A 24619-nucleotide genomic window follows, 5' to 3' on the forward strand; every position below is an offset into this window, starting at 1 on the left:
CCTTCGCTTTTCTACCTCTTTATCGGTATCGTAGCCATCCTTACTTAATTCATTAGGTCAGTTATGGAATCACCTGCATTATTAATAAATAAAATTATTTCAGTTTCATTGCTCGATCCAAGAATTGAAGCCGTGGTATTAACCGGCTCTCGAGGGCGAGAACAACATATCGATAGTTATTCTGATATTGATATCGAATTGATTGGCCACGGGGTGACAGAGATATTCCAACAAACACATTGGATTAATAACTTTGGTACCCCCTTGGCTGCTCTTCATTTACTTAACGAAGAAAATGATGCGCCAGACTGGCCTACTTGCTTGGTGATCTATGAAGAAGGCCGCAAAGTTGATTTCACTTTTGCAGAACCTGAGCGTCTCGAAAAAATGAAGTGTGAAGGTTTAGATGCGACATTTTCACGGGGCTTTACTGTTTTATTGGATAAAACAGGGATCGCTAATGGACTACCTGAAAATGCCAACTCAACATCTTTACAGCCAAAGCCTGTTAGTGCCTCTGAATTTGCCGAGATAATCACCGATTTTTGGCATGAGGCTCATCAAGTCGCCATCGCACTCACACGAAATGAGTTATGGGTGGCATGGTCGCGAAGTGCAGATATGAAGCAGTATTTTCTCACACTAGTTGAAAACCTAGTTTCTCTGCAAGGTAAGCATGTTTGGTATAAAGGCCGTCAATATCACGAATGGATGCCTAAACCCTATATCGAGGCATTGGAGGTTATTTTTAATTGTGGAACGGCTCACAGCGCTTCATTGTCTCTTCAGTGTTTGATGCGCTGCTTTAATGAAGTAGCTACCGAGCTCGCTAGCCTTCAAGGCTTCAATGATATGCAGCTTATGGCAGAAAAAATGCAAGAACTGCTTATTGGCATTTTGCAGGATAACGCCCTACTCCCTGAAACACTGTAAAATAAGATAAATATAAATGAAGCACAGCAAAGGAATGCGGTGCTTTTATTGTTGTGAGCGATTAGACAACTAAGTACTTACTTAGGTAAATATTACTTGGATTGCTTGCTTGATAATGGCTTGAAATGGTGGGTCGTGCAGGATTGAAATCCTTCGGATTTGCCCTACGGGCTGAACCTGCAACCAGCTTGTCGAGGTCTGGCTTAACGACTGAATGTTTACTTAGGTGATTGTTAAATTGGATTATTTGCTTAGGAATGCCTTGAGATGGTGGGTCGTGCAGGATTGAAATCCTTCGGATTTGCCCTACGGGCTGAACCTGCAACCAGCTTGTCGAGGTATGGCTTAACGACTGAGTGTTTACTTAGGTGAGTATTGGCTTGGATCGTTTGTTTAGGAATAGCTTTGAGATGGTGGGTCGTGCAGGATTGAAATCCTTCGGATTTGCCCTACGAGCTGAACCTGCAACCAGCTTGTCGAGGTATGGCTTAACGACTGAGTGTTTACTTAGGTGAGTATTGGCTTGGATCGTTTGTTTAGGAATAGCTTTGAGATGGTGGGTCGTGCAGGATTGAAATCCTTCGGATGTTTACTTAGGTGAGTATTGGCTTGGATCGTTTGTTTAGGAATAGCTTTGAGATGGTGGGCCGTGCAGGATTTAAATCCTTCGGATTTACCCTACGGGCTGAACCTGCAACCAGCTTGTCGAGGTATGGCTTAACGACTGAGTGTTTACTTAGGTGATTGTTAAATTGGATTATTTGCTTAGGAATGCCTTGAGATGGTGGGTCGTGCAGGATTCGAACCTGCGACCAATTGATTAAAAGTCAACTGCTCTACCGACTGAGCTAACGACCCATCTAAATTGCTTTTTTTTACTACAATAGGTTTTAGATGGTGGGTCGTGCAGGATTCGAACCTGCGACCAATTGATTAAAAGTCAACTGCTCTACCGACTGAGCTAACGACCCATCTAAATTGTTTTTTTTACTACTATAGGTTTTAGATGGTGGGTCGTGCAGGATTCGAACCTGCGACCAATTGATTAAAAGTCAACTGCTCTACCGACTGAGCTAACGACCCATCTAAAACTAAATTTCTTTCTGTTTTTCGAGATTTTCGGCTAACCGTATTCTCGTATCAACGGCGGCTTATATTACTGATTTCTGACGAGGGTGCAATGATTTTTTTTTAAAAAAAGTTTAAATGCGCACTTATCATACTGATAACCCCGAAATATTCGGTAATATTGCTTCGGGGCTATAAATTAAAGTGTACTCAGCTTTTTTTCGGCTAATTTTGAACCAGCACTGTTTGGATATTGTTTCAATACCTGTTGGTAAACAGCTTTCGCTTTATCTTTTTGTCCCTTATCTTGCATGATCAGCCCAACTTTATATAAGGCTTCGCTGCTTTTTTGGGATTTAGGGTACTGCTTAACTACAGTGGCGAAATAAAAAGCAGCATCGTCTTTGCTACCTTTATTGTAGTTTAACTGCCCCAGCCAATAGTTGGCGTTAGATTGATACCCAGACTTAGGGTAGGCTTTAATAAAACCTTGTAATGCACCTATTGCTTGGTCAATTTGAGCTTTGGATTTGCTTTCCATCGCTAATTTGACTGCAGCATTGTAATCATCTTTCTCATTTCCACTTGTATTGGCCGCTGCCGTAGGTGTCGCTGAGGAAGATGATCCATTTGATGCGCTAGTGTCAGGTGTTGCTGTATCGCCTGAGGTTGCTGAATTACCACCGCCCGCATTGTCTAATTGCATGTATAAATCTTTCTGACGCTCAATGACTTGATTCAATTTGTATTCACTTTCTTGAATCTGACCACGTAACATGTCGATGTCGCGTTGATTGTCAGCGAGTTGCTGTTGAATTTGATACAGAATTTGACCTTGAGAGCTAACTGCTGTCTCAAGTTGGGTAAGGCGGTCTGCTGTTGAACCAGATCCGACATTGTTGATTGGCGCTTGGGCAATAGCGACCCAAGGGGCCGCTACGCCAACCAATAACGACAGACCGACTAGTAAGTGTCTGAAGTTACTGTTCATAATAGATAATTTCGCTTATCTATTAGTATGCAATGACTGCACGACGGTTTTTCGCGTAGTCTGCTTCAGTGTGACCTAACACAGCTGGTTTTTCTTTACCGTAAGAAACCAGTGAAACTTGGTCACCAGAAACACCTTTGCTTTGCAGGTACATTTTAACTGCATTAGCACGACGCTCGCCCAGCGCGATGTTATATTCTGGAGTACCACGCTCATCCGCATGACCTTCAACAACAACACGTACAGATGGGTTGCTACGCAGGAATGCTGCGTGTGCATCTAACATTTCAGCGTATTCTGGAGATACGTTGTATTTGTCAAAGCCAAAGTAAACAGTGTTGTTTTGTTGCAGCTGTTCCATTTGCTGACGTGCCAGCTCTTCCGCAGACAGACCAGTATTAGTTTGGTTAGTAGAAGTATCTACGCCATCTTGGTCATTGTTTTTGTTAGAGCTACAAGCTGCGACTGCCATGATTGGTAACGCGATCATCAGCCCTTTAAGCACTTTATTCAGTTGCATCGTTTTGATCCTTAATATTTTTTGCCACACATTATTATTATGCATCACAGATACGGCGACCAGGCAGGAAATTTAACCTGTCCATCGGTAGCCGGAAGACGCGCTTTGAAACGCCCGTCGGTCGAAACTAGCTGCAATATAGTCCCCAAGCCTTGAGAGGAGCTATAAATTACCATAGTGCCGTTAGGTGCGATACTCGGCGTTTCATCTAGGAACGTTTTCGTTAAAAATTCAACGTTATTCGTTGCCAGATCTTGTTTGGCGACATGTTGCTGACCGCCACCGGAGCTGACCATCACTAAGAAAGTACCATCCGGGCTAACATCAGCGTCCTGATTTTGTGTTCCTTCCCAGGATACACGCTCAGGGCTGCCACCATTAATATTCATTTTATAAATCTGCGGACGTCCTGCCTGATCTGAAGTATAGACTAAAGTTTGGCTATCTGGCATCCAACTTGGCTCGGTATTGTTACTACGGCCATCGGTTACCTGACGAATTTGCCCACTCGCTAAGTCCATTACATATAAATTCAAGCTGCCTGTTTTAGACAATGCAAATGCCAGTTTAGTCCCATCCGGAGAGAATGCAGGTGCCCCATTGTGACGAGGGAATGATGCTACCTGACGAACCGCTCCTGTCGATAAGGTTTGAATGACAAGTGCTGAACTGCCGCTTTCAAATGTAACATAAGCCAGTTTTTCACCATCTGGTGACCATGCTGGCGACATCAAAGGTTCTGGTGAACGGTGAACCGTAAACTGGTTAAAACCGTCGTAATCAGAAACACGTAATTCATATGGATACTGACCGCCTTTGTTGACAACAATATAAGCAATACGTGTACGGAATGCACCACGAATACCTGTCAATTTTTCAAAGACTTCATCACTTGCAGTATGCGCTGCATAACGTAACCATTCTTTTGTTACTTTATATTGGTTCTGAGATAAAACAGCACCTGGATTAGCCGCGACATCGACTAACTGATAGCTAACAACAAAGCTACCATCTGCTGCAGGCTGTACTTGCCCCACAACAACTGCGTTAATACCTAACGCTGTCCACGCTTCAGGAATCACTTCAGAAGCGGTACCTGGTTGTTGAGGCATACGGCTTGGTTCGATAGGGTTAAATTTCCCGCTATTGCGTAAATCAGCACCGACTATTTGGCCGACTTCTTGTGGTGGTGCACCAGCACCTGACCATTTAAACGGAACAACACCAATAGGTTGAGCTGAGTTAACGCCTTCAGTGATCTCAATACGTATTTCAGCCTGAGCCACTGTCGCCCATAGCATTAGGAACCCTAAAACTACTTTAAAAGCCTGCTTCATTCTTATCTCCCTTACTGCGGATTATTTACTACCGCAATAATTCGCTGAATTTTAACAAAGGTATAATAACAAAACTAGATACCACACAAACTATTTATGCTATTGCCTTAATAATATCAATACAGACTGCTCTGAGTTATTGAATATTAAGGTTTAAACACAACCGTGCTACCTGCTTTATTAAACGTATCATAGACTTCTCTGCTAGGTGGTTTAGGCATCGTTGCAAGTTTTGCTGCTCGGATTGCTGCATCACAGAGTGCCGCGTCATTGGCCGGGCTATTTTTTGGTGTAATACTCACCAATAACCCATCTGGCGCGAGCTTCAATTGAAGTTCACAAGTACGCCCACGGAAAGTATCTGAATCATAAAACTTACTTTGGATAGCCGCTTTGACTTTACCAGCATAGCTGTCCACATCAGCATTGGATGCCCCTGATTTTTTACCGCCACCTTTTCCAGCTGCAGCTTCGCCACCTTGTTTGCTAGGGCCTGATGCCGTTAAATCACCAAGCAAATCGTCAACGGAAGCCGCATTTTTTGCAGCCTCAGCCTTAGCTTTTGCCGCTTTGGCTTTCGCTTCTTTATCTGCTTTTTCTTTGGCTTCTTTATCGGCTTTAGCTTTAGCTTCTCTCTCAGCTTTTACTTTAGCGTCCTTTTCTGCTTTTTCCTTGGCTTCTTTTTCGGCTTTCTCTTTAGCTTCTTTTTCAGCTTTGGCTTTCGCCGCTTCTGCTTCTTTCTGAGCTTGTGCCTCAGCTTTCGCCTTTTCAGCAGCTTGCTCTTTAATTAATTTTTCTTTTTCTGCTTTCGCTTTCGCGGCAGCTTCTTCAGCTATTTTTTGCTCTTCCTTCGCTTTTTTAGCCGCTTCTAACGCTTTTTTCTGTTGTTCTTCGGCTTGCTTTTGTTGCTCCGCCGTTGCACGCTCAGTTTTAATACGCTCTTCTTCAAGCTGCTGAAGACGCTTTTGTTCCTTTTCTTGCTGCTCTCTAAGCTCAGCCTCTTGCTTTTGTTCTTGCTCTTTACGCTCTTTCGCCGCTTGTCTGACGTTATTTTGCTGCCTTTGCATTTCTTCATATTGCTCAACAACCACGCCAGGGTCAACCATCACCGCATCGATGACAGTTCCCTCTTCTCCGCCACCACCAAGTTTGACGACGGAAACTAAAGAGCCTATAACAATCAAGCCGATCAATAGGACGTGCAATACAATTGACATCACTAATGATCGATTTAAGTTATCTTTTTTCTCTTTTGTCTTTCCCACTCTGGTATCCAAAAAAAGAATTGTGACTTATTCAAACGACAATAACCCAGCCTAAATAGGCTGAGTCATCAAGCCAACCGATTTTATCCCTGCGCTGTGTAATATATTCAGCGCCTTAATCACTTCTTCATAAGGGACTTCTTTTGCTCCACCAATCAAGAAAATCGCTTTTGGATTTTTCTCTAATTGAGATTTTGCTTCTGCCGCAATTTGCTCTGGTGGTAACAATTCTAGAACCTCACCATCAAGACGCATATTATATTGGCCAACCCCCGACACTTCTAAAATAATCGGTGGGTTATCACTTGATGAAACGGTTTGTGTATCTGTTGCATCCGGCAATTCAACTTCCACACTTTGAGAAATAATCGGTGCTGTTGCCATAAATATCAGCAACAGTACCAACAATACGTCCAGTAATGGAACAATGTTGATTTCGGATTTCAGCTCACGTCTGCGACTTGTGCGCGCCATTCGCTTATCTCCCCCGTCTTATTTCTTATCAGCAGAGAAAGCTTGACGATGCAAGATGGCTAAAAACTCTTCCATAAAGTTATCGTAGTTTTGCTCTAATTTGCTGACACGTAAGTTCAAACGGTTAAATGCCATAACTGCAGGGATCGCTGCAAACAAACCAATTGCGGTTGCAATCAATGCTTCAGCAATACCCGGTGCAACCATTTGTAATGTTGCTTGTTTTACCGCGCCCAATGCAATAAATGCATGCATAATCCCCCAAACGGTACCAAATAAACCAATATAAGGGCTAATTGAGCCAACAGTACCTAAAAATGGGATATGCGCTTCAACTGATTCAAGTTCACGATTCATTGAGATACGCATTGCACGAGAAGCGCCCGTGACAACCGCATCTGGCGCATGAATATTCGCTTGGTGTAAACGAACGAACTCTTTAAAACCAGAATGGAAAATTTGTTCGGCACCACTCAATTCATCACGGCGAGCTTGGCTTTCTTTATATAAGCGCGATAACTCGATACCTGACCAGAACTTATCTTCAAATGCTTCAGCCTCACGAGTTGCCGCATTTAAAATTTTCGTTCTTTGAATAATGATCGCCCATGATGCGATAGAAAAACCGATCAAAACGAACATAATGAGCTGAACCAAAAGGCTCGCTTTAAGGAATAAATCCAGGATATTCATGTCAGTCACTGTTTAAACTCCGCGACAATAGACTTAGGAAGCGCAATCGGCTTCATTTTTGATGTGTCCACACAAGCAATAAGGGCATTTGCCCCACAAAGCAGGTTACCTTGCGAATCAACTAACCTTTGCTGAAAAGTTAATGAAGCGCGTTTCATTTCAATAATTTTCGTTTCAACTTCCAGCAGGTCATCTAGCTTAGCGCCTTTGACAAAATCAATTGTCATGCTTCGCACAACGAAGCCAAGGTTTTCAGCAAGCATACTTTGTTGATTGATACCTTTATTTCGCAGCATTTCGGTTCTTGCTCGCTCAAAAAAGGCTAAATAGCGTGCATGATAAACAACACCGCCCGCATCTGTATCTTCATAATACACGCGAACAGGCCAGCGAAATAACATAACAATCACTCCGTCTTAGGTTAAATTAATTAACGGTGCCACTATACGCAAGACAGTGCCAGTTTGGAATCACTTTGAAAGTAAAGATATCAAAAATAATTATGGGTCCATTGACCCATAATTAGCAATTAGAATTATCTAAAGACCTGAAAAAGTCCCCAAATAAGAATGATGGCAGCTGGCAATGGATGGAAAATTGCACGGAAGATAACTTTTTTAGGTTTAAAACCCACACCAAAAATCATCGCGGTACATGTTGCCCATATTAACAACAGCCCTTGCCATATCTGAAATGAACTCGTTTTCGCAGCAAATAGGGTTGGATCCCACATGACTGCACCTGCAGTTACTAAAGCTAAAATAAGGATAAGGGCCCTTATCGGCCCCTTATCCAATAGCTGATAGGTTTTATCCACCAGCATTTTTATTACTCACCATCTTTAGCTGTTTTAGAGTCTTCTGAGTGCTCTAATGCTAATGCTGCAATCACTGCAAAACTACAAGCTAACAGCGTGCCGAGGATCCAGGCGAAATACCACATAGTTATGCTCCTTAATACAGTGAGTGCTTGTTGCCTTCGATGAAGTTTTTGTCCAAACGACCGAACATTTTATAGTAACACCATGCGGTGTATGCCAGTACGATTGGAACAAAGATAATAGCAACAACAGTCATCACTTGCAGTGTAAACAAGCTAGATGTTGCATCCCACATGGTCAAACTTGCGTTTGGCATGATGCTTGAAGGCATGATGAATGGGAACATTGCTACACCACAGGTTAAAATGATACAAGCGATAGTTAATGAAGAACTCACAAACGCCCAACCATTTTTGTCTGCTTTACTAAACAGCATTGTGACTAACGGTAGTGCTACACCCAGAGCAGGCAACGCCCACAGAATTGGGTAAGTGTTGAAATTAGTCAACCAAGCACCTGATTCAACTGCGACTGTCTTGTTTAGTGGGTTAGAAACACTCAATGTATCGATAGTTGAAGTAACAACATAACCATCAATACCCATTACTAACCAAACACCTGCGCCTGCGAAAGCAACTAAAGTAACTAATGCACAGATATAAGTCGCTTTACGAACACGTAAGTACAGTTCACCCGTGGTACGCATTTGCAAATAAGTTGCACCTTGCGTCACAATCATCATTAAGCCGACAACACCCGCTAACAGACCATATGGGTTTAGCAGACCAAACAGGTTACCTGTATAAGTCAGGTACTGCTGGTTATCGATTTGTAGTGGAACACCTAATAACAGGTTACCAAACGCAACACCGATAACTAATGGTGGAACGAAACCACCAATAAACAGACCCCAGTCCCACATATTACGCCATTTTGGGTTCTCCAGTTTTGAACGGTAGTCGAAACCAACCGGACGGAAGAACAATGCTGCTAATACCAAAATCATAGCGACATAAAAGCCGGAGAATGCCGCAGCATAAACTTGTGGCCATGCAGCGAACATAGCACCACCCGCAGTGATTAACCAAACTTGGTTACCATCCCAGTGAGGTGCAACAGCGTTAATCATGATACGGCGTTCAGTATCTGTTTTACCTAAGATAGGTAATAAGAAGCCAACGCCCATGTCAAAGCCATCTGTGACAGCAAACCCAATCAGTAATACACCGATAAGGATCCACCACACAAATCGAAGAACTTCATAATCAAACATAAGTGGACTCCTATTTACTGAACGTCGTGTGCAGAAGTGTTTTTCTGTTCAAAGTGGTAACGACCGGTTTTCAGGCTACTTGGCCCTTTACGAGCGAATTTGAACATTAAGAACATTTCAGCAATTAAGAACAGTGTGTACAGACCACAGATCAATACCATAGAGAAGATCAGGTCATGGGTTGTCAAGTTGGAGTGTGCAACCGAAACCGGTAACACTTCACCAATTGCCCATGGCTGACGACCATATTCAGCAACGAACCAACCCGATTCAATTGCAATCCATGGTAATGGAATACCGAGTAGTGCAATACGCAGCAATAGTTTATTTTGACCAATACGGTTACGAACTACTGACAGGAATGCCCAGCCAATAATCAACAGTAACAGGAAGCCAACACCAACCATGATACGGAATGCCCAGAACAGAGGCCCAACGTTAGGAATACTATCTTTCACTGCTTTTTGGATTTGAGCTTCAGTTGCATCAACAACATTTGGTGCATATTGTTTTAACAGAAGACCATATCCAAGATCTTTTTTGCTTGCTTCGAATGCCGCACGCAGTTCAGGATCTTTATTACCTGCAAGAAGTTCTTGTAACTGACCGTATGCAATCATACCGTTACGAATGCGAACTTCGTGTTGTTTCATTAGGTCTTTCAAGCCTAAAACAGGTGTGTCGACAGAACGGGTTGCAATGATACCCATCGCCCAAGGAATCGAGATAGCAAATTTATTTTCTTGTTTCTCGGTATCTGGCCAAGCGATTAAGTTAAACGCGGCTGGAGGAGCATGAGTTTCCCACTCAGCTTCAACGGCTGCAAGTTTCGTTTTTTGTACGTCACCCATTTCGTAACCTGATTCATCACCAAGAACGATAACAGATAGAACCGCTGCAATACCAAAACTTGCCGCAATTGCAAAAGAACGCTTAGCAAAAGCAACATCACGACCTTTAAGCAGGTAGTAAGAGCTAATACCTAAGATAAACATTGCACCGGTACAATAACCTGCAGCAACTGTGTGGACGAATTTAACTTGTGCGACTGGGTTCAAGACTAGCTCAGAGAAGCTAACCATTTCCATACGCATGGTTTCAAAGTTGAAATCAGCAGCGATTGGGTTTTGCATCCAACCGTTCGCGACCAAAATCCACAGAGCAGAGAAGTTAGAACCTAAAGCAACTAACCATGTTACAGCAAGGTGTTGTTTTTTGCTTAAACGATCCCAACCAAAGAAGAATAAACCAACAAAGGTAGATTCTAAGAAGAACGCCATCAAACCTTCGATTGCAAGAGGTGCACCGAAGATATCTCCAACGTAGTGAGCGTAGTAAGACCAGTTAGTACCGAATTGGAACTCCATGGTCAAACCCGTTGCAACACCCAGAGCAAAGTTAATACCGAATAACTTACCCCAGAACTTAGTCATATCTTTATAAATTTGTTTGCCTGACAGTACATATACCGTCTCCATAATCGCAAGCAAAAACGCCATACCTAGCGTTAATGGTACGAACAGGAAGTGATACATCGCAGTTAAGGCAAACTGTAATCGTGACAGTTCGACAATATCAAACATCTTGACTCCTTGCTCCTAGCAGGAAGACACCGACTTGCGGCAACCCAGCTTCCAGTTTTAAATACTTAGAAAGCCTCTTAACTACCAGCAAAAAATGCCTCAAAACAACAAATAATTAACAAAATTAAAAGAACAAACGTTACTATAATAATAGTACGCCTATCTTCACACACAATAAACTTCTTTTACGTGACTCAGATTTGAATTCTGAATTTACATCAATAATTATACCCTTTAATAGAAAATCGAGTATTTGATCGAGCACCAATTTAAGCAATTTGAACAAATAAAGCCAGAGGCAATGAATTGATTTACGTCAATTTTTTTCCTGTTGTTAATTGATATACCTGTCAGTCAATTAATGGTTATTTACTTGTTAAAATGCTGTTATTGATAATGATACAAATGTTCTTAATTTTTCCAAAGATTAACAAAAAATATAATCATTGAATTAAAGCCTCGAAAAAAGAATATTTAATTTGTAATAGTATCTTATTTTAAACTTATTATGAATTTTATTAATATAGCCGTTTTTATCAACTAAACGGTTATATTGGTTTAATTGAATTGCCGTCAATATTATAAAATTGACATGCCGCAATTTTGCTATTTTTTGCACAAAATGCGATTAGCGCCCCCTACTCGTCTAGTTGCCCCTCATTATCAATTTTCCTTCATACAAGCCTGTAATACGCATTTTTAAGTATAGACACTCTTTTCAGAAAACCGCATAACCACATAAAAATTGTTTGAAATATTTTTGTAAACCATAAAAAAACCCGCGCTCACATGAGCACGGGCTTTCGTCTCTTACTCTTGCTAGTTGCCTAGCGAATCACTTATTTGTTCAGTAATGATTTTACTGCATCACCGATGTCTGCAAGGCTACGAACGGTTTTCACACCAGCCGCTTCTAATGCAGCAAATTTCTCATCAGCTGTGCCTTTACCGCCAGCGATGATTGCACCTGCGTGACCCATACGTTTGCCTTTTGGTGCAGTTACACCTGCGATGTAACCGACAACAGGTTTAGTGACGTGCTCTTTAATATAAGCCGCTGCTTCTTCTTCTGCGTTACCACCGATTTCACCGATCATGACGATAGCTTCAGTTTGCGGATCCGCTTGGAATAATTTCAGGATATCAATGAAGTTTGAACCTGGGATTGGGTCACCACCAATACCTACGCAAGTCGATTGACCTAAGCCTGCATCTGTTGTTTGTTTAACAGCTTCGTAAGTCAACGTACCTGAACGTGAAACGATACCGACTTTACCTGGCATATGGATATGACCAGGTTGGATACCAATCTTACATTCACCCGGAGTGATAACACCTGGGCAATTAGGCCCAATCATACGAACGCCTGCTTCGTCTAATTTCACTTTCACTGTCAGCATATCCAACGTTGGGATACCTTCAGTGATGGTGATGATCAGTTTAATGCCTGCATCGATAGCTTCTAAAATAGAATCTTTACAAAATGGTGCTGGAACATAGATAACAGAGGCTGTTGCGCCCGTTGCTTCTACAGCTTCACGAACAGTGTTAAATACAGGTAGACCTAAGTGAACAGTGCCACCTTTACCTGGAGTCACACCACCGACCATTTGCGTGCCATAAGCAATCGCTTGTTCTGAGTGGAATGTACCTTGACCACCAGTGAAACCTTGGCAAATTACTTTAGTGTTTTTATCGATTAAAATAGACATTATTTAGCCTCCGCTGCTGCTACTGCTTTCTTAGCTGCATCTGTCAGGCTATTTGCAGCGATGATGTTCAAGCCGCTATCTGCCAGTTTTTTAGCACCTAACTCTGCATTGTTACCTTCTAAACGCACAACTACCGGTACATTTACGCCAACTTCTTCAACTGCACCAATGATGCCGTCTGCAATCAGGTCACAACGAACGATACCACCAAAGATGTTAACAAAAACCGCTTTCACGTTTTCATCAGAAAGAATGATTTTAAATGCTTCAGTTACACGCTCTTTTGTCGCGCCGCCGCCAACATCTAAGAAGTTAGCTGGTGCGCCGCCGTGTAATTTAACGATGTCCATCGTACCCATTGCAAGGCCTGCACCGTTAACCATACAACCGATGTTGCCGTCTAATGCAACATAGTTCAGTTCCCACTGAGCTGCTTGTGCTTCACGCGCATCTTCTTGTGATTCATCACGCAGTTCACGGATTTCAGGTTGGCGATATAACGCGTTGCTATCGATACCTAATTTACCATCTAAGCAAACTAAATCACCCGCAGTGCTGATAACCAGTGGGTTGATTTCAGCTAATGCTAAATCACGTTCTAGGAATAATGTTGCTAGGCCCATGAAAATTTTTGCAAATTGGCTAACTTGTTTGCCAGTTAGACCTAATTTGAATGCTAACTCACGACCTTGGAAAGGCATTGGGCCAGTCAATGGGTCGATAATCGCTTTGTGAATTAACTCTGGGGTCTCTTCTGCGACTTTCTCAATTTCCACGCCACCTTCGGTAGAAGCCATGAACACAACGCGGCGAGTGCTACGGTCAACAACAGCACCTAAATAGAGTTCTTTATCAATGTCAGTCGCAGTTTCAACTAAAATTTGGTTTACTGGTTGGCCATTAGCATCTGTTTGATAGGTAACTAAGTTTTTACCTAACCAGTGTTCTGCAAACGCTTTAACTTCATTGATATCGCTAGTGACTTTCACGCCACCCGCTTTACCGCGTCCACCAGCGTGAACTTGGCATTTAATTACCCATGGGCCGTTACCAATTTTTTTAGCTGCATCGACGGTTTCAGCAACTGATGAACAGGCATAACCTGTCGGTGCAGGCATCCCATAACGTGCAAACAACTGTTTTGCCTGGTACTCGTGTAAATTCATGATGTTCTATCCATAATTGAGTCTGAAGAGGCGTTTATTCGCCTCCTGCAATTGTTACTGATTTAGCAACCCGCGAACGGGCTGCATCGGTTACTTCAGACCGGGCAAGTTGTACCCTGCCCTGTTATGTTGCTATACGTCCAGCAGTAAACGAGTTGGGTCTTCCAGCATATCTTTGATAGCGACTAAGAAGCCAACTGACTCACTACCATCGATTAAACGGTGGTCGTAAGACAGTGCTAAATACATCATAGGAAGAATTTCTACCTTACCATTTACAGCCATAGGGCGGTCTTTAATCGCATGCATGCCTAAAATCGCGCTCTGTGGTGGGTTAATGATAGGTGTAGACATCAGAGAACCGAATACGCCACCGTTAGTGATAGTGAAGTTACCACCACTTAAGTCTTCGACAGTTAATTTACCGTCACGACCTTTGACAGCCAGTTCTTTAATTTTCTTCTCGATATCAGCCATGCTCATTGCATCGACATCACGCAGCACTGGCGTTACCAGACCACGTGGTGTTGATACAGCAATACTGATATCGAAATAGTTATGGTAAACCACATCATCGCCATCAATAGAAGCATTCACTTCTGGGTAGCGTTTCAGTGCTTCAACCGCAGCTTTAACATAGAAAGACATAAAGCCTAAACGAACACCATGACGTTTTTCGAATACTTCGCCATATTGTTTACGTAAGTCTTTGATTGGTTGCATGTTGACTTCGTTAAACGTCGTCAGCATTGCAGTCGTATTTTTCGCTTCTAACAGGCGCTCTGCGATACGTTTACGTAAACGAGTCATTGGAACACGTTTTTCACTACGGTGCGCTAATGGCGCTTGTGGCGCTTCTGGTGCTTTCGCCGCAGGTGTCGCAGATTTATTTGCTGATAAATGTTTTTCAACATCTTCACGAGTTAAACGACCGCCAACGCCAGTCCCTTTGATATCCGCAGGGTTTAAATCGTGCTCTGCAATTAAACGACGAATAGCTGGTGTCAGCGCATCGTTGCTTTCTGTTTCTAAACTTGCAGTTTGACGTTGTGCAGGTGTTGACTCTTGTGCTTCTTTCACTTCAGCTGGAATACCAGTGCTATCGCCTAAACGAATGCGACCCAGTAACTGCTTAGACAATACTGTTGCACCTTCATCTTCAACGATAGCTTCTAATACACCCGCTTCGCTTGCAGGAACTTCTAATACGACTTTATCTGTTTCGATCTCAACCAGTACTTCATCACGCTGAACACTGTCACCTGGTTTTTTATGCCATGTGGCAACCGTAGCATCTGCAACGGACTCAGGAAGATCGGGAACAAGAATTTCTACGCTACTCATTTTCTATCCTTTAATTATTCAATGTTCAAAGCGTCATTAACCAGGGCTTTTTGTTGTTCCTGGTGTACGGACGTATAGCCAACTGCTGGAGATGAAGAAGCAGCTCGACCTGCATAACGTAAAGTTGCCCCTGCTGGGATAGCTTCACGGAAGTTATGTTGACTGCAATACCAAGCACCTTGGTTTAATGGCTCTTCTTGACACCATACAAAGTCTTTTACATCAGTAAATTGCGCCAACGCTTTTTGGATATCTTCGTGTGGGAACGGATATAGCTGTTCGATACGCACGATAGCAACGTCAGTTTGTTCATTTTTACGACGCTGTTCTAACAGATCGTAATAGACTTTCCCTGAACACAGAACGACGCGTTTCACATTTTTCGGATTGATTTCATCGATTTCACCGATAACTGGCTCAAATGTACCATTAGCCAATTCTTCCATGCTAGAAACCGCTAACGGGTGACGCAGCAGAGATTTTGGTGACATCACAATCAGAGGACGGCGCATTCCACGTAAGGCTTGGCGACGTAACATGTGATAAACCTGAGCTGGTGTTGATGGCACACACACTTGCATGTTTTGGTCAGCACACAGTTGCAGGTAACGTTCTAAACGTGCAGATGAGTGCTCTGGCCCCTGACCTTCATAACCATGAGGCAGTAGCATTACCAGACCACACATACGACCCCATTTTTGCTCACCAGAGCTAATGAATTGGTCGATAACTACTTGCGCACAGTTAGCGAAGTCACCGAATTGTGCTTCCCAAATAGTCAATGCGCGTGGTTCTGTCGTTGCATAACCATATTCGAATGCTAATACGGCGTTTTCAGTCAGAACAGAGTCCCAAACATTAAAAACACCTTGCCCGTTATGGATATTCTGCAGTGGGACGTAAACTGAACCATTCGTTTGATTGTGAATAACTGCATGGCGATGGAAGAATGTACCACGGCCCGCATCTTCACCCGATAAACGTACAGGAACACCTTCATCAACCAATGTTGCGTACGCTAAAGTTTCAGCAGCACCCCAGTCGAGAAGTTTCTCACCTTTTGCCATTTCGGCACGGTCTGCATAGATTTTCTCAACACGAGATTGCGCAACCACGCCTTCTGGAATAGTACTGACTTTAGTTGCCAGTTCAGTTAGGCGTTTAATATCAACGGTTGATTTGTATGATGCATCCCATTCATGGTTTAAATATGGAGCCCATGTGTATGAGTTCAGACCCATTTCACGGTATTCTTCAACCACACAGTTACCCGCATCTAACGCATCACGATACAGATTAACCATTTCAGTGACATCATTAGCACTTAACACATTTTCTGCAATTAAACGGTCTGCATAAATTTTACGTGGTGTTGGGTGCTGTTTGATTTTTTGATACATCACTGGCTGAGTTGCACTTGGCTCATCCGCTTCGTTATGCCCATGACGGCGATAGCATACTAAATCAATCATAACATCGCGTTTGAACGTGTTACGGAAATCCAGTGCCAAACGTGTTACAAATGCCACTGCTTCAGGGTCATCTGCATTCACGTGGAAAATTGGCGCCTGCACCATTTTAACGATGTCAGTACAGTATTCGGTTGAACGTGTATCTTTTGGATTTGAAGTAGTGAAACCAATTTGGTTATTAATTACGATACGTACAGTACCGCCAACTTCATAACCACGTGCTTGAGACATATTTAATGTTTCTTGCACAACGCCTTGGCCAGTTACTGCTGAGTCACCATGAATGGTAATTGGCAGAACCATATTGCTGCGGCCTTCATCCAGACGGTCACGACGAGCACGTACTGAACCAATAACTACAGGGCTAACAATCTCAAGGTGAGATGGGTTAAATGCTAATGCTAAGTGAACACGAGAACCTGCGGTTTCAAAATCAGAGGAGAAACCTTGGTGATACTTAACGTCACCCGCACTAGAGTGGTCTTTATGTTTCCCCGCGAACTCATCAAATAATTCGCCAGGTTTTTTACCTAAGATATTAACTAGAACGTTTAAACGACCACGGTGAGCCATACCCAAAACAACTTCACGGGTATCTTGCTTGCCTGCGTGGTGGATTAAATCTTTCAGCATTGGGATTAGTGAATCACCACCTTCCAATGAGAAACGCTTGGCACCTGGGAATTTAGCCCCAATGTAACGCTCAAGCCCTTCAGCTGCCGTTAATTCTGCTAAGAAGCGTTTTTTCTCTTCTACTGAGAAAATTTTAGATACGTCTACAGATTCAAGACGCTGCTGAATCCAACGTTTTTCTTCTGTATTTGTGATATGCATATATTCAGCACCGATAGAACCGCAATAAATACGTTTCAGGTGCTCATATAGCTCACTCAGCTTCATGGTTTCTTTGCCAATAGCAAATGAACCCACATTGAAGGTTTCGTTGAAGTCTTCTTTCGTCAGGTTGTGGAATGCGGGGTCTAAATCTGGAACAGATTCACGTTTCCAAAGACCTAACGGGTCAAGATTCGCATTTTGGTGCCCGCGGAAGCGGAACGCATTGATTAATTGCAAAACTTTAACTTGTTTTGCGTCGATAGCTGGATCGCTAACAGAGGTGTGATAACGTGTAGAGTCTTTTGCTAAGCGACGGAAGTAATCGCGCGCTTGGGAGTGGAATTGTTCACCGCTAGTACCTAATGCCGCACCAGGTAGTTGATCAAAAATTGCTTTCCACTCGGCATCGACAGAGTTAGGGTCAGTCAGATAATCTTCATAGAGCTGTTCTATATAAGTCTGGTTCGCGCCTGCCAGAAAGCTTGAATCCAGCCAGTCCTTCATTACGCCGTTCTGCATTGTGATCCCTTAAGCTTTTAAAGCTTTAGTTTTCGCCGTGGTTAACTAATCGCCGCATTTAAGCGACCTCGATAAAGGTTCTCTTGGACGTGCTTTATGCATGTTCTCTCTTTGGGAGGCCCTTTATCAGTAAGGGTTTCCCTTTTAAGGAACCTTTAAAAACTGGCTGCGGTTTTTAAAGGCCCCTATGCTTGGGCTGTCGTCTTCATCTTTTTTTGCAGTTGGCTATTTTTTCTACTTTTTGCTGTTACTTTCTTTGCTTTCACTTTTTTACGCTTTTGTAATGACAACGTTTTAATAAGTACTACTTTTTATGGGTGACAATGTTACTTTCTGACGCTCTTTGTTGGTATTTCGTTTTCGCGCTTTTGTGAGCTTCCGCGCATTTAAATCATGTCATTGTTTTTACTTTACGCGTTTCTTTTAACTTATGTTTTTATTTTGTGCTATTTCATTTTAACCCACAGCACCTGAGCACTGCGGGTTAAATATGCATCATTAAGCACTATGTTTTAGTAACATAGATTTAATATGACCGATAGCTTTCGTTGGATTTAGTCCTTTAGGGCATACATTGACACAATTCATGATGCTATGACAGCGGAAGACACTAAAAGCGTCGTTCAGATCATCTAATCGCGAATCGGTTTCTGTATCACGGCTATCAATTAAGAAGCGATACGCCGCCAGCAAGCCTGCAGGCCCGATAAACTTGTCCGGATTCCACCAGAAAGATGGGCAAGAAGTCGAACAACATGCACACAAAATACACTCATATAAACCATCGAGTTTTTCACGTTGTGCAGGAGTTTGTAAATTCTCACGCGCCGGTGGATTCTTATTATCATTAATAAGATATGGACGAATTTTTTCATATTGGGTATAGAATTGTGTCATATCGATGATCAGGTCACGTACAACAGGCAGACCTGGTAATGGGCGAATGACAATTTTCTTCCCACCACGGATTAACGCGGATAATGGCGTAATACATGCCAACCCGTTTTTACCGTTCATGTTCAGACCATCAGAACCACATACCCCTTCACGACAAGAACGACGGAAGGATAATGTTGGGTCTTGCTCTTTAATTTGGATTAACGCATCCAGCAACATCATGTCACGCCCTTCAGGAACTTCTAGCGTGTAATCTTGCATACGTGGTGCGTTGTCCACATCAGGATTGTAGCGATAAATCGAAAATTGTAATTTCATAGTTTATTTCTCCGCAACTGGATTAACACCACGCATTAGTAGGTACGAATTTTCGGTGGGAAGGCTTCACGCAGTTTTGGCTGCATGTTGACTTCACGACGCGTCATCGTTTCAGATTGCGGTAAATATAATGAGTGACATAACCAATTCGCATCATCTCGCTCTGGGTAGTCAAAGCGGCTATGCGCACCACGGCTTTCTGTACGGAAGTTTGCAGCTTGTGCCGTTGCATAAGCCGTTTCCATCAGGTTATCCAGTTCTAAACATTCGATACGCTGAGTATTAAACTCAGTCGAGGTATCATCAAGACGTGCATTTTGCAGGCGCTCACGAATCACTTTCAGCTCTTCTAAACCTTTCGCCATGGCATCGCCTTCGCGGAATACCGAGAAGTTATGCTGCATACAGGTTTGCAGTGCTTTACGGATTTCAGTTGGGTCTTCACCAGTACGTGCACCTTCCCAACGGTTAAAACGAGTCATCGCTGCATCGATATCAGATTCAGACGCATCACGCATTGAACCTTGTTCCATGATGGACTCTTTCAAATGCAGACCCGCTGAACGACCAAATACCACTAAGTCGAGGAGTGAGTTACCGCCTAATCGGTTAGCGCCGTGTACTGATACACAGGCAATTTCGCCGACTGCAAACAAGCCAGGAATGACTTCATCTTCACCTTTTTCGTTATAACGAATGGCTTGGCCTGTAACTTTAGTCGGAATACCACCCATCATGTAGTGGCAAGTAGGAATTACTGGGATTGGCTCTTTGATTGGGTCAACGTGAGCAAAGGTACGAGATAACTCAAGAATACCCGGTAAACGAGATTCCAGAACTTCTTTTCCTAAGTGGTCCAATTTCAGTTTAGCATGTGGACCCCATGGGCCATCGCAACCACGACCTTCACGAATTTCAATCATGATAGAACGCGCAACAACGTCACGACCCGCAAGGTCTTTCGCATTCGGCGCATAACGTTCCATGAAACGCTCACCGTCTTTGTTCAGCAAGTAACCACCTTCACCACGGCAGCCTTCAGTAACGAGAACACCCGCACCTGCGATACCCGTTGGGTGGAATTGCCACATTTCCATATCTTGTAGTGGAACACCTGCACGAGCAGCCATCCCCACACCATCACCTGTATTGATGTGTGCGTTAGTGGTTGATTGGTAAATACGCCCTGCACCACCGGTTGCTAAAATAGTTGCTTTCGCTTTGAAATAAACTAATTCGCCTGTTTCCATACAAATTGCAGTACAACCTACAACATCGCCATCTTGGTTTTTAACTAAATCAAGGGCATACCATTCAGAAAAAATGGTCGTGTGGTTCTTTAAGTTCTGCTGATACAAGGTATGTAACAGTGCGTGGCCAGTACGGTCAGCCGCAGCCGCAGTACGTGCAGCTTGCTCACCACCGAAGTTTTTAGACTGACCACCAAATGGACGTTGATAAATACTTCCGTCATCAAGGCGAGAGAATGGCAACCCCATATGCTCTAATTCAAGGATAGCCTCTGGCCCTGTTTTACACATGTATTCAATAGCGTCTTGGTCACCGATGTAGTCGGAACCTTTCACGGTATCGTACATGTGCCATTCCCAGTTATCAGGGTGAGTATTACCTAACGCAACAGTAATACCGCCTTGCGCTGAAACAGTATGAGAACGGGTTGGAAAGACTTTTGACAGCAGAGCACATGACAGACCCAACTGTGAAATTTGCAGTGCAGCACGCATACCTGCGCCACCAGCACCGATAACGATAGCGTCAAACTCTCTGATTGGCAGATTCATTTATGCACCCCACACAACAATTGTTCCGTAAATTAAATAAGCCAACAGACCTACAACGATAGCCAGTTGCAACACTAAACGAATTGCTAAAGGCTTAACGTAGTCAGTCAGCACTTGCCACATGCCAATCCACGCATGGACAAGAATCGAGAACAACGTGAGGATAGTGAATACTTTCGTCACAGAAGAGGCGAAAAAACCACGCCAGACGTCATAGGTAATGTCATTAATAGCAACAAAACCAACAATGTAGAGTACATAGAGCGCGATGACAATCGCAGAACCACGGATTAATAGCCAGTCCTGGATACCAGTACGGCCTAAAGCTGAAGCATTACTTACCATACTAAAACCCCCGCCAGAATTGCTAAAATCACGGTAATGACAAATGTAATTTTTGCAGATGAGTTACCAGCAGCAAGCGTTTCATCAACACAACCGAAATCCATTAGCATATGACGAATACCACCACAGATGTGGTAAGCCAAAGCCGTCAAGATGCCCCAAAGAATGAACTTAGCAAAAAAGCCAGTCATTATTTCAGACGCGTATTGAAAACCTTCTGGAGAGGAGAGAGATGTCCCTAACAACCAAAGCAGAATACCAACTGCGATGAGAGTAATGACGCCAGAGACACGGTGCAAGATCGAAGATATTGCAGTGATCGGGAAGTGAATCGTCTGCAAATCAAGGTTGACAGGTCTTTGTTTTTTCACAATTTTGCCCACACAGCTCTTTATTATTTTCCATCCTCCGGACCTGGGGTGGAAATCAGACAGCGACAGGGGGTACAAAATGCAACTTAACACAAACTCTAATCCATCATGTTTAAATAAAGTTGCATACTGATCACGCTGGGAACTCCTACTACAGGGTAATCCGGAGACCTGCCGCTAGTATAAAGTCTTCACAATGCCATTACAATTCCCACACAAAATGTTTGGAGACATTTAGCCCGAACAGTGAGAAGGATCACGATTTAAACATTTTGTATAAATGTGCTTATGTTATTTGACAATGATTCAACATTTATCTTACATATAGGACTGGCAGAATTATCTTAACGGTGCTGTTGACACTTCATCGTAAAAGAAAAAAACGTGAATATTGCAATGTTAAATACTCTTCAATTTGAACTATGATGGGTATTAATAACAAAAGTTATGAAAGTTGTTCCTCTTACCACAAATAATGATATTGTAGGGAAAACAACAAAAAGAACATAACATCTACACACTCATAAACAACCTAACTACATTGTCATCGGTCTCAGATTTCAGGTTTTATGTGATAGCTAGCTGATTTCCAAAGCATACCGGTAGAACAATGCACGAAGACGCAGTATAACGCTGGGCTTCTGGGTTGTTGGGTGTCGATTATCAAGCGCTAAGGAGACCGTAATGGCTGATAACAAAGCTAAGCTAACGACTGGTAGTAAGGGTGATATTGACCTAGATATTTTAAGCCCAACGATTGGTCAAGACGTTATCGATGTCCGAACTTTAGGTTCTAAAGGGTTCTTTACCTACGACCCTGGTTTTACTTCTACTGCATCCTGTGAATCAAAAATCACCTATATCGATGGTGAGCAAGGCATTCTGTTACACCGTGGTTTCCCTATCGATCAACTCGCTACTGAAGCCTCTTATCTCGAAGTTTGTTATATCCTGCTATACGGTGAAGCACCGACTCAAGAACAATATGACGTATTTAAAAATACGGTGACTCGCCACACCATGATCCATGAGCAAATTACTCGCATGCTTAATGGTTTCCGCCGTGACTCACACCCAATGGCTGTATTATGTGGTGTTACAGGCGCACTAGCTGCCTTCTATCACGATGCATTAGACGTGAATAACCCACGCCACCGTGAAATTACGGCTTATCGTCTGCTATCAAAAATGCCAACAGTTGCAGCGATGTGTTACAAATATTCAATTGGCCAACCTTTTGTTTATCCACGTAATGACCTGTCATACGCGGGTAATTTCTTGCACATGATGTTCTCTACACCATGTGAAGAATACACAGTTAATCCTGTTTTAGAACGCGCAATGGATCGTATTTTGATTCTGCACGCTGACCATGAACAAAACGCCTCAACATCGACAGTTCGTACTGCGGGTTCATCTGGCGCAAACCCATTTGCTTGTATCGCAGCGGGTATCGCTTCACTGTGGGGGCCTGCTCACGGTGGAGCTAACGAAGCTTGCTTACGTATGTTGGAAGAAATCCAAACTGTTGAGCACATCCCTGCATTTATCGAGCGCGCTAAAGACAAAAATGACTCTTTCCGCTTAATGGGCTTCGGTCACCGTGTTTATAAAAACCATGACCCACGTGCAACCGTAATGCGTGAAACTTGCCATGAAGTTCTAAATGAACTTGGCTTGAATGACAGCTTGCTGGAAGTCGCTATGGAGCTGGAACGTATCGCATTAAACGACCCGTATTTTATTGAGAAAAAACTGTACCCGAACGTTGACTTCTATTCGGGTATCATCTTGAAAGCAATGGGTATTCCATCTTCAATGTTTACTGTTATTTTTGCTATTGCACGTACCATTGGCTGGATTGCACATTGGAATGAAATGCACGATGACGGCCTGAAAATTGCACGTCCTCGCCAGCTATATACTGGCTATGACAAACGTGAATTCAACTCTGAATTATCAAAAAAATAATATTTAATTAAATCTGAACCCCTACATATGCTAAGGCCTCGAATTTTCGGGGCTTTTTCATGTTTGTTTACCAAAGTCATTTAGCTTACTGCTGCTGATATTCCCTTGGGGTCATCCCACTCATTTTACGGAAAAAACTAATAAACGCACTATCACTTGTTAAGCCAAGTTCTTGAGTAATATAATGATATGGCTTTTCTTGTGCGAGTAATTCAATGGCTTTAATATAACGCCACTGTTGGCGCCATGCTTGATAACTCATTCCTGTTTCTTTAAAAAAAATCCGTGTAATCGTCTTCTCACTCGCACCGATAGTTTGCGCTAATTGGTTTAAATTCGGTGGTAATTGTTCGATATCAACCCCTTTAAAGCGCCTATCTTGCGGTAGTGCTAACAGTGTTGGTTCTAAAGCAGCACTCTGTAATTCATCAATAAATACCGGTAATAAGTTGGCCAAACGCCCCTGCTGCCAATCACTATCAAACGGAGCAATAGCAATACGTTCTAGCACTTCCCTTAGCAATGGTGAAATATTTAAAATAACCACATCGTTCCCGATTTCTTTGGCATATTCTTCTGATAAATAAACCGAACGATACCCCACTGATGCCCTCATTTGCGCCCGATGAAGAACAAATGGTGGGATCCAAGCCATTCTACCAGGAGGAAGCAAAGACAGGCGATTTTCCAGTGAAATCCGTATACACCCTTGTTGTGTAAACAAAAGCTGTCCCATTTCATGTCTATGAAAACCTGAGTCATGCTGCCCCATTTTTGCTGCAATTCCCAATACTGGGGCGTGGTACCAGTGAGTTTGAAATTCATCTGTTTGATTTAACCAAGCCATAATGTCTCTTTTTTGATATTTATAGTCTTTATTATTGTAATAAGACAATAAAAATAACACT

22 protein-coding genes and 3 tRNA genes are annotated in these 24619 nt (G+C 42.8%); 2 read left to right on the forward strand and 23 right to left on the reverse strand.

All coding sequences use genetic code 11. The annotated features are described in order from the left end of the window. The first annotated feature begins 63 nt into the window (after nucleotides 1-63). Complete coding sequence (locus M1F17_RS14810) at nucleotides 64-933, forward strand: aminoglycoside 6-adenylyltransferase (RefSeq protein ID WP_164455877.1); 870 nt, start codon at nucleotides 64-66, stop codon at nucleotides 931-933. A 782-nt stretch (nucleotides 934-1715) separates the two neighbouring features. Here M1F17_RS14810 and M1F17_RS14815 read toward each other — a convergent pair. The 22 genes from M1F17_RS14815 to sdhC form a co-directional block, all read right to left on the reverse strand. Further along, nucleotides 1716-1791: transfer RNA gene (locus M1F17_RS14815), tRNA-Lys, on the reverse strand. Nucleotides 1792-1828: 37 nt separating this feature from the next. Beyond that, nucleotides 1829-1904: transfer RNA gene (locus M1F17_RS14820), tRNA-Lys, on the reverse strand. 36 nt (nucleotides 1905-1940) lie between these two features. Next, nucleotides 1941-2016, reverse strand: a tRNA-Lys gene (locus M1F17_RS14825). Nucleotides 2017-2200: 184 nt separating this feature from the next. Then, nucleotides 2201-2992, reverse strand: a complete 792-nt coding sequence (gene cpoB / locus M1F17_RS14830) for a cell division protein CpoB (RefSeq protein WP_206277827.1) — start codon at nucleotides 2990-2992, stop codon at nucleotides 2201-2203. A 22-nt stretch (nucleotides 2993-3014) separates the two neighbouring features. Then, nucleotides 3015-3512 carry a peptidoglycan-associated lipoprotein Pal gene (gene pal, locus M1F17_RS14835; protein ID WP_004909091.1) on the reverse strand — a complete coding sequence of 166 codons (498 nt, stop codon included), beginning with the start codon at nucleotides 3510-3512 and terminating at the stop codon, nucleotides 3015-3017. A gap of 44 nt (nucleotides 3513-3556) precedes the next feature. Next, on the reverse strand, nucleotides 3557-4849 hold the full coding sequence (tolB, locus tag M1F17_RS14840) for a Tol-Pal system beta propeller repeat protein TolB (RefSeq protein WP_004256782.1): 1293 nt from the start codon (nucleotides 4847-4849) through the stop codon (nucleotides 3557-3559). A gap of 146 nt (nucleotides 4850-4995) precedes the next feature. Next, complete coding sequence (tolA, locus tag M1F17_RS14845; protein ID WP_094961835.1) at nucleotides 4996-6114, reverse strand: cell envelope integrity protein TolA; 1119 nt, start codon at nucleotides 6112-6114, stop codon at nucleotides 4996-4998. 51 nt (nucleotides 6115-6165) lie between these two features. Beyond that, on the reverse strand, nucleotides 6166-6588 hold the full coding sequence (tolR, locus tag M1F17_RS14850) for a colicin uptake protein TolR (RefSeq protein WP_004256786.1): 423 nt from the start codon (nucleotides 6586-6588) through the stop codon (nucleotides 6166-6168). A gap of 18 nt (nucleotides 6589-6606) precedes the next feature. Continuing rightward, a complete protein-coding gene (tolQ, locus tag M1F17_RS14855; RefSeq protein ID WP_004256787.1) occupies nucleotides 6607-7290 on the reverse strand; it encodes a Tol-Pal system protein TolQ in 684 nt (227 codons plus the stop codon). After that, nucleotides 7287-7682 (reverse strand): tol-pal system-associated acyl-CoA thioesterase, encoded by a 396-nt coding sequence (gene ybgC / locus M1F17_RS14860; protein ID WP_094961834.1) that lies wholly within the window; start codon nucleotides 7680-7682, stop codon nucleotides 7287-7289. The genes tolQ and ybgC overlap by 4 nt, the downstream gene beginning before the upstream one ends. A 134-nt stretch (nucleotides 7683-7816) precedes the next feature. Further along, nucleotides 7817-8104, reverse strand: coding sequence for a cyd operon protein YbgE (gene ybgE, locus M1F17_RS14865; RefSeq protein WP_004256791.1), 288 nt, complete (start codon nucleotides 8102-8104; stop codon nucleotides 7817-7819). A gap of 5 nt (nucleotides 8105-8109) precedes the next feature. Continuing rightward, nucleotides 8110-8223, reverse strand: coding sequence for a cytochrome bd-I oxidase subunit CydX (cydX, locus tag M1F17_RS14870; protein WP_004256792.1), 114 nt, complete (start codon nucleotides 8221-8223; stop codon nucleotides 8110-8112). An 11-nt stretch (nucleotides 8224-8234) separates the two neighbouring features. Then, nucleotides 8235-9374 (reverse strand): cytochrome d ubiquinol oxidase subunit II, encoded by a 1140-nt coding sequence (gene cydB / locus M1F17_RS14875; protein WP_096865175.1) that lies wholly within the window; start codon nucleotides 9372-9374, stop codon nucleotides 8235-8237. 14 nt (nucleotides 9375-9388) lie between these two features. Further along, nucleotides 9389-10957, reverse strand: coding sequence for a cytochrome ubiquinol oxidase subunit I (gene cydA, locus M1F17_RS14880; protein ID WP_004256799.1), 1569 nt, complete (start codon nucleotides 10955-10957; stop codon nucleotides 9389-9391). An 839-nt stretch (nucleotides 10958-11796) separates the two neighbouring features. Next, nucleotides 11797-12669: a succinate--CoA ligase subunit alpha gene (gene sucD, locus M1F17_RS14885; RefSeq protein ID WP_004256808.1), complete on the reverse strand. Its 873-nt coding sequence runs from the start codon at nucleotides 12667-12669 to the stop codon at nucleotides 11797-11799. Next, complete coding sequence (sucC, locus tag M1F17_RS14890; RefSeq protein WP_004256812.1) at nucleotides 12669-13835, reverse strand: ADP-forming succinate--CoA ligase subunit beta; 1167 nt, start codon at nucleotides 13833-13835, stop codon at nucleotides 12669-12671. The genes sucD and sucC overlap by 1 nt, the downstream gene beginning before the upstream one ends. Before the next feature lie 132 nt (nucleotides 13836-13967). Then, a complete protein-coding gene (gene odhB / locus M1F17_RS14895) occupies nucleotides 13968-15179 on the reverse strand; it encodes a 2-oxoglutarate dehydrogenase complex dihydrolipoyllysine-residue succinyltransferase (protein WP_164565424.1) in 1212 nt (403 codons plus the stop codon). Nucleotides 15180-15193: 14 nt separating this feature from the next. Continuing rightward, nucleotides 15194-18007 carry a 2-oxoglutarate dehydrogenase E1 component gene (gene sucA, locus M1F17_RS14900; RefSeq protein WP_004256820.1) on the reverse strand — a complete coding sequence of 938 codons (2814 nt, stop codon included), beginning with the start codon at nucleotides 18005-18007 and terminating at the stop codon, nucleotides 15194-15196. Nucleotides 18008-18505: 498 nt separating this feature from the next. Then, on the reverse strand, nucleotides 18506-19222 hold the full coding sequence (locus M1F17_RS14905; RefSeq protein ID WP_004256824.1) for a succinate dehydrogenase iron-sulfur subunit: 717 nt from the start codon (nucleotides 19220-19222) through the stop codon (nucleotides 18506-18508). 35 nt (nucleotides 19223-19257) lie between these two features. Further along, entirely contained in the window at nucleotides 19258-21024 is a 1767-nt protein-coding gene (sdhA, locus tag M1F17_RS14910) for a succinate dehydrogenase flavoprotein subunit (protein ID WP_042848296.1), read from the reverse strand. Next, a complete protein-coding gene (gene sdhD / locus M1F17_RS14915) occupies nucleotides 21025-21369 on the reverse strand; it encodes a succinate dehydrogenase membrane anchor subunit (RefSeq protein WP_004256832.1) in 345 nt (114 codons plus the stop codon). Further along, on the reverse strand, nucleotides 21363-21752 hold the full coding sequence (gene sdhC, locus M1F17_RS14920) for a succinate dehydrogenase cytochrome b556 subunit (RefSeq protein WP_004256840.1): 390 nt from the start codon (nucleotides 21750-21752) through the stop codon (nucleotides 21363-21365). Before sdhC ends, sdhD begins: the two co-directional genes overlap by 7 nt. A 672-nt stretch (nucleotides 21753-22424) precedes the next feature. Between sdhC and M1F17_RS14925 the strand changes: the two genes are divergently transcribed. Continuing rightward, on the forward strand, nucleotides 22425-23711 hold the full coding sequence (locus tag M1F17_RS14925; RefSeq protein WP_004256842.1) for a citrate synthase: 1287 nt from the start codon (nucleotides 22425-22427) through the stop codon (nucleotides 23709-23711). Nucleotides 23712-23796: 85 nt separating this feature from the next. Here the strand turns inward: M1F17_RS14925 and M1F17_RS14930 are convergent, their stop codons facing one another. Then, entirely contained in the window at nucleotides 23797-24558 is a 762-nt protein-coding gene (locus M1F17_RS14930; protein WP_181489499.1) for an AraC family transcriptional regulator, read from the reverse strand. Nucleotides 24559-24619: the final 61 nt, after the last annotated feature.

This window comes from Providencia sp. PROV073 (assembly GCF_033688125.1).
Taxonomy (GTDB): domain Bacteria; phylum Pseudomonadota; class Gammaproteobacteria; order Enterobacterales; family Enterobacteriaceae; genus Providencia; species Providencia hangzhouensis.

Excerpts from the sequence above, each read along its gene's own strand:
- M1F17_RS14810 (WP_164455877.1), top strand. The coding sequence starts at position 64 with ATGGAATCACCTGCATTATTAATAAATAAAATTATTTCAGTTTCATTG.
- cpoB (WP_206277827.1), bottom strand. The coding sequence starts at position 2,992 with ATGAACAGTAACTTCAGACACTTACTAGTCGGTCTGTCGTTATTGGTT.
- pal (WP_004909091.1), bottom strand. The coding sequence starts at position 3,512 with ATGCAACTGAATAAAGTGCTTAAAGGGCTGATGATCGCGTTACCAATC.
- tolB (WP_004256782.1), bottom strand. The coding sequence starts at position 4,849 with ATGAAGCAGGCTTTTAAAGTAGTTTTAGGGTTCCTAATGCTATGGGCG.
- tolR (WP_004256786.1), bottom strand. The coding sequence starts at position 6,588 with ATGGCGCGCACAAGTCGCAGACGTGAGCTGAAATCCGAAATCAACATT.
- ybgC (WP_094961834.1), bottom strand. The coding sequence starts at position 7,682 with ATGTTATTTCGCTGGCCTGTTCGCGTGTATTATGAAGATACAGATGCG.
- ybgE (WP_004256791.1), bottom strand. The coding sequence starts at position 8,104 with ATGCTGGTGGATAAAACCTATCAGCTATTGGATAAGGGGCCGATAAGG.
- cydX (WP_004256792.1), bottom strand. The coding sequence starts at position 8,223 with ATGTGGTATTTCGCCTGGATCCTCGGCACGCTGTTAGCTTGTAGTTTT.
- cydB (WP_096865175.1), bottom strand. The coding sequence starts at position 9,374 with ATGTTTGATTATGAAGTTCTTCGATTTGTGTGGTGGATCCTTATCGGT.
- cydA (WP_004256799.1), bottom strand. The coding sequence starts at position 10,957 with ATGTTTGATATTGTCGAACTGTCACGATTACAGTTTGCCTTAACTGCG.
- sucD (WP_004256808.1), bottom strand. The coding sequence starts at position 12,669 with ATGTCTATTTTAATCGATAAAAACACTAAAGTAATTTGCCAAGGTTTC.
- sucC (WP_004256812.1), bottom strand. The coding sequence starts at position 13,835 with ATGAATTTACACGAGTACCAGGCAAAACAGTTGTTTGCACGTTATGGG.
- odhB (WP_164565424.1), bottom strand. The coding sequence starts at position 15,179 with ATGAGTAGCGTAGAAATTCTTGTTCCCGATCTTCCTGAGTCCGTTGCA.
- sucA (WP_004256820.1), bottom strand. The coding sequence starts at position 18,007 with ATGCAGAACGGCGTAATGAAGGACTGGCTGGATTCAAGCTTTCTGGCA.
- M1F17_RS14905 (WP_004256824.1), bottom strand. The coding sequence starts at position 19,222 with ATGAAATTACAATTTTCGATTTATCGCTACAATCCTGATGTGGACAAC.
- sdhA (WP_042848296.1), bottom strand. The coding sequence starts at position 21,024 with ATGAATCTGCCAATCAGAGAGTTTGACGCTATCGTTATCGGTGCTGGT.
- sdhD (WP_004256832.1), bottom strand. The coding sequence starts at position 21,369 with ATGGTAAGTAATGCTTCAGCTTTAGGCCGTACTGGTATCCAGGACTGG.
- M1F17_RS14925 (WP_004256842.1), top strand. The coding sequence starts at position 22,425 with ATGGCTGATAACAAAGCTAAGCTAACGACTGGTAGTAAGGGTGATATT.
- M1F17_RS14930 (WP_181489499.1), bottom strand. The coding sequence starts at position 24,558 with ATGGCTTGGTTAAATCAAACAGATGAATTTCAAACTCACTGGTACCAC.